At 72.6% G+C, this 13,235-nt stretch carries 11 protein-coding genes; 7 read left to right on the plus strand and 4 right to left on the minus strand.

Going from position 1 to position 13,235, the window contains the following annotated elements; translation table 11 throughout:
- The first annotated feature begins 15 nt into the window (after positions 1-15).
- The 3 genes from ABZX61_RS61555 to ABZX61_RS61565 are packed head-to-tail and all read left to right on the plus strand — an operon-like array spanning position 16 to position 1,801.
- Entirely contained in the window at positions 16-570 is a 555-nt protein-coding gene (locus tag ABZX61_RS61555) for a type II toxin-antitoxin system prevent-host-death family antitoxin (protein WP_355211482.1), read from the plus strand.
- A 35-nt stretch (positions 571-605) separates the two neighbouring features.
- Entirely contained in the window at positions 606-1,250 is a 645-nt protein-coding gene (locus ABZX61_RS61560) for a maleylpyruvate isomerase N-terminal domain-containing protein (protein WP_355211485.1), read from the plus strand.
- Positions 1,217-1,801 carry a 2'-5' RNA ligase family protein gene (locus ABZX61_RS61565; RefSeq protein WP_355211488.1) on the plus strand — a complete coding sequence of 195 codons (585 nt, stop codon included), beginning with the start codon at positions 1,217-1,219 and terminating at the stop codon, positions 1,799-1,801. Before ABZX61_RS61560 ends, ABZX61_RS61565 begins: the two co-directional genes overlap by 34 nt.
- An 8-nt stretch (positions 1,802-1,809) precedes the next feature.
- Here the strand turns inward: ABZX61_RS61565 and ABZX61_RS61570 are convergent, their stop codons facing one another.
- From ABZX61_RS61570 to ABZX61_RS61580, 3 genes are read right to left on the minus strand one after another with little or no spacing between them, the layout of a single operon-like run.
- The gene (locus ABZX61_RS61570) at positions 1,810-2,937 is read right to left on the minus strand and encodes an alpha/beta hydrolase (protein ID WP_355211491.1); all 1,128 of its coding nucleotides are present in this window, start codon (positions 2,935-2,937) and stop codon (positions 1,810-1,812) included.
- A gap of 20 nt (positions 2,938-2,957) precedes the next feature.
- Positions 2,958-3,788, minus strand: a complete 831-nt coding sequence (locus tag ABZX61_RS61575) for a hypothetical protein (RefSeq protein ID WP_355211494.1) — start codon at positions 3,786-3,788, stop codon at positions 2,958-2,960.
- Positions 3,785-4,771 carry an ATP-binding cassette domain-containing protein gene (locus ABZX61_RS61580; RefSeq protein ID WP_355211497.1) on the minus strand — a complete coding sequence of 329 codons (987 nt, stop codon included), beginning with the start codon at positions 4,769-4,771 and terminating at the stop codon, positions 3,785-3,787. The genes ABZX61_RS61575 and ABZX61_RS61580 overlap by 4 nt, the downstream gene beginning before the upstream one ends.
- Positions 4,772-4,904: 133 nt before the next feature.
- Between ABZX61_RS61580 and ABZX61_RS61585 the strand changes: the two genes are divergently transcribed.
- Entirely contained in the window at positions 4,905-6,134 is a 1,230-nt protein-coding gene (locus ABZX61_RS61585) for a sensor histidine kinase (protein ID WP_355211500.1), read from the plus strand.
- Positions 6,131-6,787: a response regulator transcription factor gene (locus ABZX61_RS61590; protein WP_355211503.1), complete on the plus strand. Its 657-nt coding sequence runs from the start codon at positions 6,131-6,133 to the stop codon at positions 6,785-6,787. The genes ABZX61_RS61585 and ABZX61_RS61590 overlap by 4 nt, the downstream gene beginning before the upstream one ends.
- 47 nt (positions 6,788-6,834) lie before the next feature.
- On the opposite strand, the gene ABZX61_RS61595 is transcribed toward ABZX61_RS61590, so the two are convergent.
- Complete coding sequence (locus ABZX61_RS61595) at positions 6,835-10,455, minus strand: LamG-like jellyroll fold domain-containing protein (protein WP_355211505.1); 3,621 nt, start codon at positions 10,453-10,455, stop codon at positions 6,835-6,837.
- A gap of 370 nt (positions 10,456-10,825) precedes the next feature.
- Here ABZX61_RS61595 and ABZX61_RS61600 point away from each other — a divergent pair, with 370 nt between their 5' ends.
- Both ABZX61_RS61600 and ABZX61_RS61605 read left to right on the plus strand, forming a co-directional pair.
- Complete coding sequence (locus ABZX61_RS61600; protein ID WP_355211507.1) at positions 10,826-11,884, plus strand: LacI family DNA-binding transcriptional regulator; 1,059 nt, start codon at positions 10,826-10,828, stop codon at positions 11,882-11,884.
- A 68-nt stretch (positions 11,885-11,952) separates the two neighbouring features.
- A complete protein-coding gene (locus tag ABZX61_RS61605) occupies positions 11,953-13,233 on the plus strand; it encodes an extracellular solute-binding protein (RefSeq protein ID WP_355211510.1) in 1,281 nt (426 codons plus the stop codon).
- Positions 13,234-13,235: the final 2 nt, after the last annotated feature.

Here is a 13,235-nt window from a genome sequence, read left to right on the forward strand (position 1 = left end):
CTTACGATTCTTCGGGTGATCAACGACTCCGCCGCCCAGCCGCCCTCCTACGCCGAACTCCACGCCCGGTACGGCACCCCGCTCGGCGTCGAGGAGGCCCGCGCCGGCTGGGGGACCATCGTCAAGGCCGCCAGGAACGGTGAGACCATCCTGGTCACCCGCGAGCGCTGGGAGTGGGCCGCGCTCGTGCCGCTCTCCCAGGTGTCCGGGATCCTGAGCGGCCTCCCGCTCGTGCCGCTCTCGACGGCCCGGGCCAAGCTCGGCGACCTCGTCCGGCAGGTCACCCAGCCGTACGACGAGAGCCCTGTGCTGCTGGGCCGCCACCGCACCCCCGTGGCCGCCCTGATCTCGGCCCGCGACCTGATCAACCGGGCCGCGCCCCCGTCCAGGACGGACGCCGAGGCGATGCTGCTCGACGGGCACGCCGTCACCCTCACCTGCGACCCGGATACCCCGGCCGGCCCGGTCTTCTCCGCCGTGGCCGTCGACCGCGAGGGCGGGGTCGTCGCGGCGGGCTCCGGCGCCGACCTCCGCGAGGCCCTGCGCGCCCTCACCCCGACGCGCGACTGACCGGCCCCGCGCCGGCCGTTGTTACGATCCTTCCCATGCACAGCGCGGAAGCCGCACTCGACGGAGAGGACGTGCGCCGGGTCGTGGCTCTGGCCGTCGACGCCCTGAGGGACGCGGATGCCGATGCGTGGGAGGCCAGGGCGGGGACGCTTGAGTGGACCTGCCGGGAGACGCTCGAGCATCTGGCCGACGACCTGTTCACCTACGCCGTGAGGTTCGGGCTCGCCGAGCCGCCGACGACCGCGCTGTTGCCGTTCCGGACGAGCAGCGACCGGAGCGGTGGCCCGGCGAACGTCATCTTCGCCGACCGGGCCGCGGGTGCCGAGGGCCTGCTGACCATTGTGGAGGCGTGCGGAGGCCTGATGGCGTCCGTCCTGCGCACCGCCCCCTCGGACGCCGTCGCCTACCACGTTTTCGGGCCCTCCGACCCGGAGGGTTTCGCCGCCATGGCCGTTGTCGAGGTCCTCGTGCACACGCATGACATCGCTCAAGGGCTGGATCTGGAGTGGAGGCCGCCGGGGGAGTTGTGCTCCCGGGTCCTGAACAGGCTCTTTCCCCACCATGCCGCCGTTGACGGTGACGCCTGGGAGGTCCTGCTGTGGGCGACGGGGCGGACCGCTCTCCCCGATCGCCCACGGCTCACCGAGTGGCGCTGGTACGGCACGCGGGGCGCGAGTTGAGCGCGGGCGGGGCGGCTCCGTACCCGGTCGGCGCCACGGTCCTCGTGGTGCCCGTGCCCGAAGCCGAGCCCGTCGTCGGCGGCCAGCGCGCGTTGTTCGACCCGTCGGCCAGGTACGGCGTGACCGCGCACGTCACCGTGCTCTATCCGTTCCTGCCACGGCCGGAGATCGGGGACGGGACGCTGGCGGAGCTGGCGGGGCTGTTCGCCGCCCACCAGCCCTTCGAGGCGGCCTTCACCGGTTGCGGCCGCTTTCCCGGCCTGATCTATCTGGGGCCGGAGCCCGCCGGGCCGTTCGCCGCTCTCACGCGGAGCGTGACCGGCAGGTGGCCGGCGCTGCGCCCGTACGGCGGCCGGTACGGCGAGGCCGTCCCCCACCTGTCCGTCGGCTACGGCGACGACGAGGTCCTGGACGGCGTCGAGTCCGCCGTCGCGCCCGGACTGCCGTTCACCACCCGCGTCACCGCCGTGGACCTGGCGAGCTTCGACGGGCTCCGCTGGACGCCCGTCAGGCGCTTCCCACTGCGCCAAAGCCGGATATTTCAGGAATGAGAACAGCCTCAGGGGTTGTGGAAGGCGACCTCCGGGTTCGCCGGTGACGGGCCGTTGAGCAGCGGCTGCTTGCGGCCCTTCAGGTGCTGGTCGAAGAAGGCGCCGACATAGGCGCGGGTGATCTCCAGCGAGCGTTGCGGTGAGAGCGAGTCGGGGCCCGACCGGCCGATCGCCTGCTGCAGGATGGACAGGTCGGTGAAGCTCGCATGGTCGGTGGCGGCCACCGTGAGCCAGCGCTTCCAGCCGCTCATCTTCGTCCAGGCGTCATCCCACGTGTGGTCCTTGCCGGGCACGTGGTCGGACCGGCTGCCCATCAGCAGGAAGGGCCGGTCGAGCGGGACCGCGGGGTGGAAGGTGCCGTCCAGGTTCACCCCGGCCCGTACGCGCCTGTCCACGGCCATGGTGGCGGCACTGGCGTCGCCGCCGAGGGAGTGGCCCGCCATGCCGATCCGCTTGGGGGCGATCATGCGGGCGTTCTTCCAGGCGGGGTGCCGGCCGGTCAGCTCGTCGAGGACGAAGGTGATGTCCTTGGCGCGGTTCGCGGTGATGGCCGCCTGTCCGCCTTCCGGCGGTTTGGGCTGGTCGCAGAGCGGCGCGCAGGTGATGGTGCGGCCGTCGGGCAGGGTCGTGCCGGAGGACTCGTAGGCGTGGTCGACCAGCGCGACCACGTACGCGCGGCTGGCCAGGTCCTCGGCCAGGAAGGTGAGGCTGGCGCGCGGGAGCCCGAGGCCGGGGGAGAGCACCACCAGCGGGTAACGGCCCTGCTTGGGCGGCGCTCCTGCGCGGGCGTAGGTGCGGGTGCCGCTGATGACCTCGGCGGGGATCTTCGCGCCGGGGGCCTTGCGCTGGAGCAGGGACGCGGCCTCGGCGGTGGTCATGTACGGAGCGGGTCCGCCGGTGGCCGAGCGGGCGGGATAGTACATCGAGACCATGAGCCGGCGCGGGCCCGACTCGGGGACCCAGGGGTCCTTGCGGGCGCTGTCGACCAGGGGGAGGATGTCGCGGCCGACCGGGTTCGGGCCGGTCGGGCGGGGCAGTTCCAACTGGATGGAGGCCGAGGCGGCGGCCGCTGTGCCGGGGACGGCGGTCAGGGTGAGGCAGGCCGTCAGCGCGACGGCGGGCAGGCGGAACTTCATCGGATTTCCTTTCGTACGGGTCATACGTCGCGGCGACGTACGACGATCAGGGTCAGGGCGGCGGCGACGAGCGGCCACAGAGCGAAGGCCGCCCACGAGCCGGCCACCGTGGGCAGGGCGGGGTCGTCGCGGAGCAGGGGCAGGCCCAGGCAGGTCCGCCAGACGTAGAAGGGGACCAGGGCGTACAGGTCGTTGAGCCACTGGTGGACGGTGGGCTGGAAGAACGTGGGCACGATGACCAGCGCGGCGCAGACGGTGACGACGGCGGCGGCGGTGTGCCGGGCCAGCGCGCCGATGCCCATGCCGGTCAGCGCCGACACCGGGGCGAGCAGCGCGTTGGCGGCCAGGACGCGCAGCACGCCGGGGTCGCCGAGCGAGACGGCGACGCCGCGGCCGGACATGATGGCCTGGCTGACCCCGAACGTTCCCCCCGAGATGAGCGCGCCGGTCGCGAGCGTCACGGCGGCGGTGACGGCGAGCTTGGCCGCCACGACGCGGTGGCGGGCCGGGACGGCCGTGAGCGTCGTGCGGATGAGGCCGGTGGCGTACTCGCCGACGATGGTCAGGGCGCCCAGGCTGCCGGCGCCGATCATGAGCATGGAGGCGGCCAGGCCGCTGAACGCCTCGCCCAGCGGGTCGAACCTGGCCCTCTCCATCGCGGTGAAGCCTGGCCAGCTCTGGTAGGCGTCGAGGCTGCTCTGGGCGGCCAGGGCGACGATGGCCAGCGTGCCCAGGCCGAGCAGCCACGAGGTCGAGCGCAGGGACCAGAGCTTGATCCACTCGGCGGCGAGCAGGTCGCGGAAGGTGCCGGAGCTCGTCGTGGGATCACCGGCGGGTCTGGTGGTCATCATCGGAGGTCACCGGCCGGGTGGTCGGCGGGTCTGGCGGTCATTGCGGGGTCGCCGGTCCGGTGGTCGGCGTGTCCGGCGGTTATCGCGGGGTCACCGGCTCGGTGTTCGGCGTGGCCGGCGGTCAGCTCCATGAACGCCTGCTCCAGCGAGGCGGTCCGCGGCGTGAGCTCGTACAGCATGATCCGGCGCCGATGGGCGAGCTCGCCGACGCGGGCGGCGCTCAGCCCCGTCACGGTCAGGGCGTCTCCACCCTCCGGCCGCACGTGCGCCCCCTCCAGGCTGAGGACGGCCGCCAGCTCGGCGGGGTCGGGGGTGCGTACGGCGACGGACGCGCCGGTGCCGCGGGCGGCGAACCCGGCCAGGCTCTCCTCGGCGATCAGCTCGCCGCGGCCGATGACGACGAGGCGGTCCGCGGTGTGCTCCATCTCGCTCATCAGGTGACTGGAGACCAGCACCGTGCGTCCTTCGGCGGCCAGCCGCCGGAACAGGCCGCGCACCCAGAGCACACCCTCCGGGTCCAGGCTGTTGATCGGCTCGTCGAACATCAGCACCGGCGGGTCGCCCAGCAGCGCGCCGGCGATGCCGAGCCGCTGGCGCATGCCGAGTGAGAACCCGCCGATCCGGCGGCGCGCCACCCCCGCCAGTCCCACCTCCTCCAGCACCTCGGCCACCCGGCGCCGGGGCAGGCCGTTGCCGCGGGCCAGCGCGCGCAGGTGGGCGCCCGCGGTGCGGCCGCCGTGCACGTCACCGGCGTCCAGCAGCGCGCCGACGTGGCGCAGGCCCGCCGGGCGGCGGCGGCCGTCGATGGTGGCGCTTCCGGACGTGGGACGGTTCAGGCCGAGGATCATGCGCAGCGTGGTGCTCTTGCCGGCGCCGTTGGGGCCGAGGAACCCGGTGACGTGCCCCGGCCGCACGGTGAACGTCAGGCCGTTCACCGCCGTCACCGCGCCGTAGCGCTTGGTCAGTCCGTTGACTTCGATCACCTGACCAACGTTGTCGCAGGTCGAAGGCGTGCCGCATCTGGCCGCGGGCCTGTTTGCGGCGGGCGGGGGTGGCCCGCGGGCATAGGCCCGGCGGCCGATGCCCGGCCCCTGAGCAGGTGACTACGATCGACGGGTGCGCGACAGATGGCCGGAACGGCTGCCGGGCGGCGTGCGGACGCTGCTCACCTGGTGCGGCCTGGCGGGCCTGGTGCCGCTGCTGTACGCCCTGACGCTGACCGACGGCGAGAACCTGCTCCCGGTGGACGCCGCGCACGCGGCGTTCGCCGCCGCCATGGCCTTCCCCCTGGCCTGGGCGCGGCGGCGGCCCGGCATGGTGCTCGCGGTGCTGCTGGCCGGGGTGGTCACGGCGTCGGCGGCCGGGCTGCCGGCGGAGCGGTTCTGGCCGCTGCTCCTGGCGGGTGACGTCCTGGTCTGCCTGGTCGCCGCCGCCCGGTCGCGCCGTGTCGGCCTGGCCGCGGCGGCCGTCACGCTCGTCGTCCAGGAGACGGCCTTGCAGGCGGACCTGCTGCGGCACGGCCTGCGCGCTCTTGCGCCCGGGTTCCTGGCGCTGTCGGTCCTGCTCGGCCTGGGCGTGGTGGTCGGCTGGATGGGCGGGATGTTCATCCGGCAGCGGCGCGAGTACGAACGTGCGCTGCGTACGCACGCCGCGGCCCAGGCGGTCACGGACGAGCGGCTGCGCATCGCCCGGGAGCTGCACGACATGGTCGCGCACAGCATCGGCATCATCGCCATCCAGGCCGGCGCGGGCGCCCGCGTGATCGACAGCCGGCCGGAGCAGGCGCGCGAGGCGCTGGGCGCGATCGAGGCGACCAGCAGGCAGACGCTGAAGGGGCTGCGGCACCTGCTCGGCGCGCTGCGCGACGGCGACCGTGACCGCGAGTCCTCTGAGCCCGCGCCCGCGGCGGGGCTGGCCGACGTCGACCGGCTGGCCGAGGCGACGGCGGCCGCCGGGGTACGAGTGGACGTGCGCAGGCACGGGCGGCCACGGCCCCTGCCCGCCGCCGTCGACCGGTCCGCCTTCCGCATCGTGCAGGAGTCCGTGACCAACGTGCTGCGCCACGCGGGCACCGACCACTGCCAGGTCACGATCGACTACGGGAACGAGGAACTGCGCATCGACATCTCCGACGCCGGACGCGGCACCGCCACGCCGAGCGCGGGGAGCGGGCACGGGATCGCCGGCATGCGCGAACGCGTCGCCCTGCTGAACGGCGATTTCAGCGCGGGCCCCCGGCCCGGCGGCGGCTTCCGCGTCACCGCCCGCCTGCCGCTCACCACCCCACTCGCCGGCCCAATCAAAGACCCGGCCGGACGTGCGGGCGCCGAGGTGGAGGTGTCGTGACGATCCGTGTCGTGCTCGCCGACGACCAGCCGCTGATCCGCGCCGGCCTGCGCATGGTCATCGACGGCACCCCCGGCGTCGAGGTCGCCGGAGAGGCCGGGACCGGAGCCCAGGCGGTCCAGCTCGCCAGGCGGCTGCGTCCGGACGTGGTGGTGATGGACATCCGCATGCCCGGCATGGACGGCATCGAGGCCACCCAGACCATCACCGCCGAGTCCCCGTCCACCCGGGTGATCATGCTGACGACGTTCGACGACGACGACAACGTCTACGCCTCCCTCCGGGCGGGGGCCAGCGGATTCCTGGTCAAGGACATGGCACTGGAGGACATCCTGTCCGCCGTGCACGTCGTCGCCGCCGGGGACGCCCTGATCGCGCCCGGCGTCACCCGCCGCCTCATCGAGGACTTCGCGCGCCGCCCCGCCCCGGCGCCCCGGCCGCGCGAGCTCGCGGGCGTCACCGGGCGGGAACGCGAGGTGCTGACCCTGGTCGGGCGCGGCCTGTCCAACGCCGAGATCGCGGCCGAGCTGCACATCAGCCCGGGCACGGCCAAGGCACACGTGGCCAGCCTGCTCGCCAAGCTCGCCGCCCGCGACCGGATCCAGCTGGTCATCACGGCCTACGACGCGGGCCTGGTGTCACCGTCCCGCTGATCAGTACGGCCCGCCCGGACGCCGCCGCTCCGCACGACAAGCGTGCATCAGCCGCTGAACGGCGCCAGCGTGATCCTGTCGATCACGGGGGCGTACTGCGCGCGCAGGAGCACCCCGGGGAAGGTCTCCGACGCGTACGTGGTGCCGTCGAAGTTCGGCAGCTCCTCGGCCGAGAAGCGCACCGTGTTCGAGCCCTTCTTCAACCGCACCGGGACGGTGAGCTCCCAGAAGTTGTTCTCGTGGAAGGTGTGGGGGAACAGGACGCGCTGCGCGGCGGCGCCGTTCACCGAGATGTCGGCGTGCCTGGCCAGCGGGTCCGGGTTGTAGTGCGTGGCGGGCGACTGCTCCGGGTTGGAGTAGCGCACCCGCATGGCGTACGTGCCGTCGGCGGCGGCCCGCACGTCGAAGGTGAGCGTGTTGGCGTTGCCGGGCGTGCCGCCGACCCCGGTGACCGCGCGCCCGCCGCCCGCCAGCGAGAGCGGCGACGCCTTCGCCGTCCCGGCGAGCCGGGCGGACTCCGCCTCGTACACGGTGGCCGGCAGCGCGCCGGCGGCGGGCCGCACCTCGAGCCGGTCGATGAGCGACGTGCCGGACCTGCCGGTGACCGTGACCTTGTTGACGCCGCCGGACAGCGACACCGCCGCGGTCGCGTCGCCGCGCCGGGCGCGGTCCAGCACCCGTACGCCGTTGACCGTCACCGCCGCCTGGCCGGAGCCGAGCAGCTTGAGGTCCAGCTCGGCCGGGGCGTCCTGGGCGGAGTACACCCAGAAGGTGGCCGACTCCTCGCGCCGGGCCGCGACGACCCCGGAGCCCGAGAGCCCGGCTCCGTACGCGGAGTAGGACGGGCGGGCGCCGCGCAGGTCGGCCAGCTCGGCCTCGTAGATCGAGGTCGCCGCCGCCGGGTTGGCCAGCGAGAGCCGGATCCGGTCGACGATCGCGTCGCCCTTCGTGGCCTTGGCGCCGTCGAGGCTGCGCGCGGCCAGGGAGAGCACGTGCTTGCCCGCCGTGAGCTCCACGGTGGTGTCCGCGTGGTCCCACACCACCCACTTGTAGCCCAGCGGCAGGAACAGCTCCTGCTCCGCGCCCCCGTCCACGCGGACGAAGACGTTGGTCGGACCCTGCTCGCGCACCCGGTCGAAGGTGTTCAGCGAGTTGGCGAACACGCTGAGGTCGTAGCGGCCGGCCCGCGGGACCTCGACGGTGAAGTCGAGCACCCCGTCCGAGCCGGTACGCAGCCCGCCCACGTCGTAGCGGCCGGAGGTGTAGAACTTCGACACGTCCGACGGGGAGCCCTCGGGACCGTTGCGGTTGTAGCCGCCGCCGGTGTACTTCGCGTCCTCGGCCTCGTACGACCCCTCCCACAGCTTGGGCGCGGGCGCCGTCGCGGTGCCCGAGCCGGCGGGGGTGAGGACGATCTCGTACGCCGACGACTCCTTGAGCCTCGGCAGGTCACCGGCCCCGAAGTCGAAGACCACGGTGCCGTCCTTGACGGCGACGTCGCGCTCGGCGACGATCTCCGGCTGCGCCGAGTCGCCGACCTGGCCGGTCCACGGGATCTCCCGCACCCACGCGTGCACGCGGCGGCCGAAGACCTTGTCGGGGACGTGCTCGAAGCGGATGTGCCCGGCGCTGTCGGCGCCGCCGATGATGGCGCGGGCCTGCTTCTTGCCGGGGTCGAGCGTGGCGACGCCCTGCAGGGTGTAGTTCTGCCCCGGGTACGGCGGCGTGACCCGCACGGTGTGGCCGCTCATGCTGCCGTAGGCGTTGAAGAGCCACCACTGGCCGTTGCCGCGGTTGGCCTGCACGGCGGAGTCGGACAGGTTTCCGTCGATGTTCCAGTACGCGATGTCGGCGTCGACCTTCGACTCCTCGATGGCCGACACCCACTGGATCATCTGGCCGGGCACCGAGGTGTGGTAGTTGAAGGCGTACTCGTTGACGTTGATGGGCAGCCGCTTCCCGGCGTACTTCGTGCCGGCGAAGACCTCGGCCTCCATCTCGCGGTAACGCTTGACGCTGGCCCTGACCTGCTCGGGGTGGCTGAGCTCGTGCCAGGTCATCACGTCGGGCACGGTGCCGGCCTCGACGACGTGCTCCAGGTAGCCCTTGACCTGGGAGTACAGCACGCTGGTGTTGGGGCCGGCGATCCGGGCGGCCGGCATCCTGCCCTTGATGAGCGCGTAGACGTCGTCCCACGCCTTGAAGTAGTCGCGCGGGTCGCTGAGCCAGCTGACCCGGTTGTAGCTCCACTCACCCGTGCCGAACATGTTGCCCTCGGGCTCGTTGAACGGCACGAAGACAATGTTGTCCTGATATTTCGGGTCGAGCTGGAGGACCTGGTCCACCTGCTTGGCGATCTTCTGCCGGTACAGGTCGAGCTTCTCCTGCGGCGTGCCGCCGGGCCACTGGTAGGGGAAGCCGCGGTGGATGTCGGTCATGTAGATGTACACGTCGCCGTCGGTGCTGTCGGCCAGCGGCTTGACGACCTCCAGGGCGTCGGCGCCGGGGTGCTGCGGGCCGTCCTGGGCCTTGGTCGAGACGGTGCGCAGGCGCATCCCCTCGATGAGGTTGTCGGTCGGCACCCCCGGCCCGTACAGGCCGTAAAGGGTGCCGGACGCGCCGCCGTGGAAGGGGCCGGTGTTCTCGGCGAGGTCGATGACGAGCTGGCCCTCGCGGATCACGGTGACCTCGGCTGTGACGGGCCTGCCGCCGGCCGTGCCGGTCACGGTGAAGGTCCCGGCGGCGGCATAGTCCCCGGGATCCACGGGCGACCAGGCGATGGGCAGCTCGCGGTCGTAGCCGTCGGTGAAGGTGGCGCGGACGGCGGCCGGCAGGGCCGGCGCGGTGCCGATGGTCGTCCGGACGGAGAAGGCGCTCTGGGCGAGGCCCGTCGGCGTCGGCGGCCGGCCGCCGGTGACGGCGGCCACCTGCTCCGCCGACAGCGCGGCGGCGTAGACGCGGAAGTCGTCGATCGCGCCGTCGAAGAGCGGGTCCTGATAGAACGAGCGCCCGATGAACCCGGCCGAGGTCGTGGCGGCGTCGATCAGCTGCGCGGCGGTGATGGTGGTGGGAGCCGAGGCCACGGCGGCGCCGTCCAGGTAGGTGGTGACGCGCTTGGCGGCGGTGTCGAGCGTGACGGTCAGCGTCTTCCAGGCGCCGGCCGGCAGTGGGGCATAGCCCGTGACCTTGGCCTCGCCGCCGCCGCCCGAGGTGGTGACCGCAGTGCGCAGCACGCCGTCCCCGTTGTACGGCGTGCTGAACAGGTAGCGGTTGGTGTCCTTGCCGAGCGCGTAGATCCACTGCCAGGCGGCGGTGGTGCCGTCCCACTTGACCCGCGCCGAGACCGTCAGGTCGGTCCTGCCCTTGATCGTGTCCAGCGGCAGCCGCACGTAGGCGCCGTCGGAGGAAGGCGCGCCGCCGGGCAGGCTCAGCGCGTGGCCACCGCCCGCGCCGTCGACCAGCGCGGCGGTGGAGCCGTTGACCAGCGTCCCGTTCAGGCCGTTGCCGGAGGAGTCGGTGATGGAGCCGGTGGCGAGGTCGTCGGAGTCGAACGTGTAGAGGAGCACGGGAGAGGGCGGATCCACGGTCCGCGCATCCGCGACGCCCGTGGTTAAGGCGGCGACGAGGGCGGCCGGGAGCAGCCCGGCCCACATGGCCTTGATGGTCATGACGAAGTCCCTGGGAGGTGTGAGCGTTAACAAGTCTCAGGGAGGGTGATCGAGGAACGCAACTGAGGGTTTCGCGTAGGTTACGTAGCCGCGCCCCGCGCGTCAATGGGTGTTTCCGGCGTGTCACGATTCGATATCGCCGACCGTTCTCGCTCTTGACTCCCGCTCACCGGCGGCGCGACAGTCGGGGCACATCGTTGAACCGGTTCGCTGATTCCGGCGGCCCGCAGGTGGAGCCCGTTCCCGGCCGTGACCGGCGGCGGGCCGATCGATCCTGCAGATCCCCAGGAAAAGGCGCCGACCGGTCGGCGATCCGAGGGTTTTCGCGACGCAACTGTCGAACCGGTTCAATGACGTACAGGAGGTGAGAGTGGCGACGATCGGAGACGTGGCCCGGGAGGCCGGGGTGAGCCGCAGCACCGCGTCCTACGCGCTGTCGGGCAAGCGGCCCATCTCGGAGGAGGTCCGCCGTCGCGTGCTGGCGGCCGCCGAGGCGCTCGACTACACGCCGAACGCGGGCGCCCGAGCGCTGGCCACATCCCAGACCAAGGTCCTCGGTCTGCTCGCCCAGTTCCACGAAGACGAGTTCGCGCCCGCGATGATGCAGTACATCCTGGGTGTCACGAACACCGCCCGCGACCTGGGTTACGACACGCTGCTGGTCACCGAGGCCGACGGAGTGCGCGCGCTGCGGCGCATCACCGACTCGCGCATGGTGGACGGCGTCGTCCTGATGAACATCGCGCAGTTCGACCCGAGGCTGCCCATCCTGCGGGCCGCGCCGCAGCCGGGCGCCCTGGTCGGCCTGCCGGGCGACTGCTCGGGGCTCGACGTGTTCGACCTCGACTTCGAGGAGGCCGGCCGGGCCATGGTGGAGCACCTCCACCGGCTCGGCCACCGCGAGCTCATCCTGATCTCGCAGCCCGAGCACGTAGTCGAGCGCGGCGGCGCGTACGTGTGGCGCCTGCGCGACGCCGCACTCGAACGGGCCCGCCAGCTCGGCGTCACCCTGCACGCCGTGTACGGCGAGTCCCGCCAGCCCGCGGTCGGACACCTGCTCAACGCCCTGCTCGACGCCTACCCGTCGGCGACCGGCCTGCTGCTCAACAACGAGGCCGCCACCGCGGCCCTCCCCTCCGTCGCCCACCAGCGGGGCCTGCGGGTGCCCGAGGACCTCTCGGTCATCGGGCGCTACTCCGCCGAGTTCGCCGCGACCTTCTCCCTGCCCTATTCGTTCATCGAGAGCGCGCCCGACCGGCTCGGCGCCATGGCCGTACGCCAGCTCGTGCGCCGCGTCGAATCGCCGGCGGCCCGCGACGAGCCGTTCGTGGTGCGCTTCATCTCTCCCGAACTGGTCTCGCGCGGAAGCACAGCGCCCCCCACAGCGCCCCCTACAGCGCCCCCCACCGTGCCCCCGACCGCCCGCTAGTTCGCGGGCCCCGACCCCCCACACCTTCCGGCCGCGCTCGCATGGGAGCGCTAACATTGGAGGCCTCGATGAACCGCACGTCGGTTTCCGCGAAGGCGGCGGTCCTCGGAACCGCCGTTCTGGCCCTGTCGGTCAGCGCGTCCGCCTGCGCGTCCGCCCCGCAGACCGGTGGCACCACCACCACCAGCGCCGCCGCGGGCGGCGCCGGCGCGTACACCTGGTGGGACCCGTACCCGCAGCACGACCCGGCCTCGGCCTGGGCGAAGCGGGTGGACTCCTGCGGCAAGCAGGCCGGCGTCACCATCCAGCGAACCGCCTACGACACCACCGCGCTGACCAACCAGGCGCTGCTCGCCGGCCAGGAGGGCAACGCGCCGGACGTCATCCTCCTCGACAACCCCGCCGTCTCGACGCTCGCGGACGCCGGGATGCTCACCACGATGTCAGATTTCGGCCTGGACACGGCCCGGTTCGACAAGAACCTCATCGCCGCCGGCGAGCTGGACGGCAAGACGTACGGCATCCCCATCGGCGCGAACACCCTCGCCCTCTACTACAACAAGAAGATCCTCGACGCGGCCGGCGTCGACCCCGGCTCGATCAAGGACTGGGCCACGCTCAACGCGGCGCTGAAGAAGGTCAAGGCCGCGGGCAAGAAGCCGATCACGTTCGCGGCCATCGGCACGGAGGAGGGCTCGTTCCAGTTCCTGCCGTGGTTCTGGGGCTCCGGCGCGCAGCTGACCCAGCTCGACTCGCCCCAGGCCGTCGCGGCGCTCGACCTGTGGACCACGTGGGTCAAGGACGGCACCGCCCCCAACTCCGTCATCAGCAACTCCCAGAACACCACCTGGGAGCAGTTCCTGACCGGGGAGTTCGCGTTCGCCGAGAACGGCACCTGGCAGATCGACAGCGCCAAGAAGGCGGGCTTCCCGACCGGCATCGTGCAGATCCCCGGCAAGGACGGGGGCACCGCGCCCACGCCCACGGGCGGTGAGTTCATCACGGTCCCGGTGCAGAAGGACACCAAGCGCTATGCCACCACCAAGAAGATCCTCGAATGCATGACGACGCCCGAGGGCCTGGTGGAGACCGGTACGACGTTCGCGTACTACATCCCCTCCACCGCCGAGGGCCAGCAGGCCATCCTCGCCAAGGAGCCGGGCCTCAAGCCGTGGGTCGACGCCGTGAAGTCGGCCAAGGGCCGCACCAGCGACAACCTCGGCACCAAGTACCCGAAGATCTCCGAGGCGCTGTGGACCGGGGTGCAGAAGGCGCTGAGCGGCTCGGCCACCCCCGCCGACGCGCTCAAGCAGGCGCAGGCCCAGGCGAAGCAGGCCACCGGCGGCTGATC

It is taken from the genome of Nonomuraea sp. NPDC003709, from assembly GCF_040610775.1.
GTDB classification, from domain to species: Bacteria; Actinomycetota; Actinomycetes; order Streptosporangiales; family Streptosporangiaceae; genus Nonomuraea; species Nonomuraea angiospora_A.

What these genes read in the sequence shown, in the direction of transcription:
- ABZX61_RS61595 (WP_355211505.1), bottom strand. Translation starts at nt 10,455, where the DNA reads ATGACCATCAAGGCCATGTGGGCCGGGCTGCTCCCGGCCGCCCTCGTC.
- ABZX61_RS61570 (WP_355211491.1), bottom strand. Translation starts at nt 2,937, where the DNA reads ATGAAGTTCCGCCTGCCCGCCGTCGCGCTGACGGCCTGCCTCACCCTG.
- ABZX61_RS61560 (WP_355211485.1), top strand. Translation starts at nt 606, where the DNA reads ATGCACAGCGCGGAAGCCGCACTCGACGGAGAGGACGTGCGCCGGGTC.
- ABZX61_RS61575 (WP_355211494.1), bottom strand. Translation starts at nt 3,788, where the DNA reads ATGATGACCACCAGACCCGCCGGTGATCCCACGACGAGCTCCGGCACC.
- ABZX61_RS61605 (WP_355211510.1), top strand. Translation starts at nt 11,953, where the DNA reads ATGAACCGCACGTCGGTTTCCGCGAAGGCGGCGGTCCTCGGAACCGCC.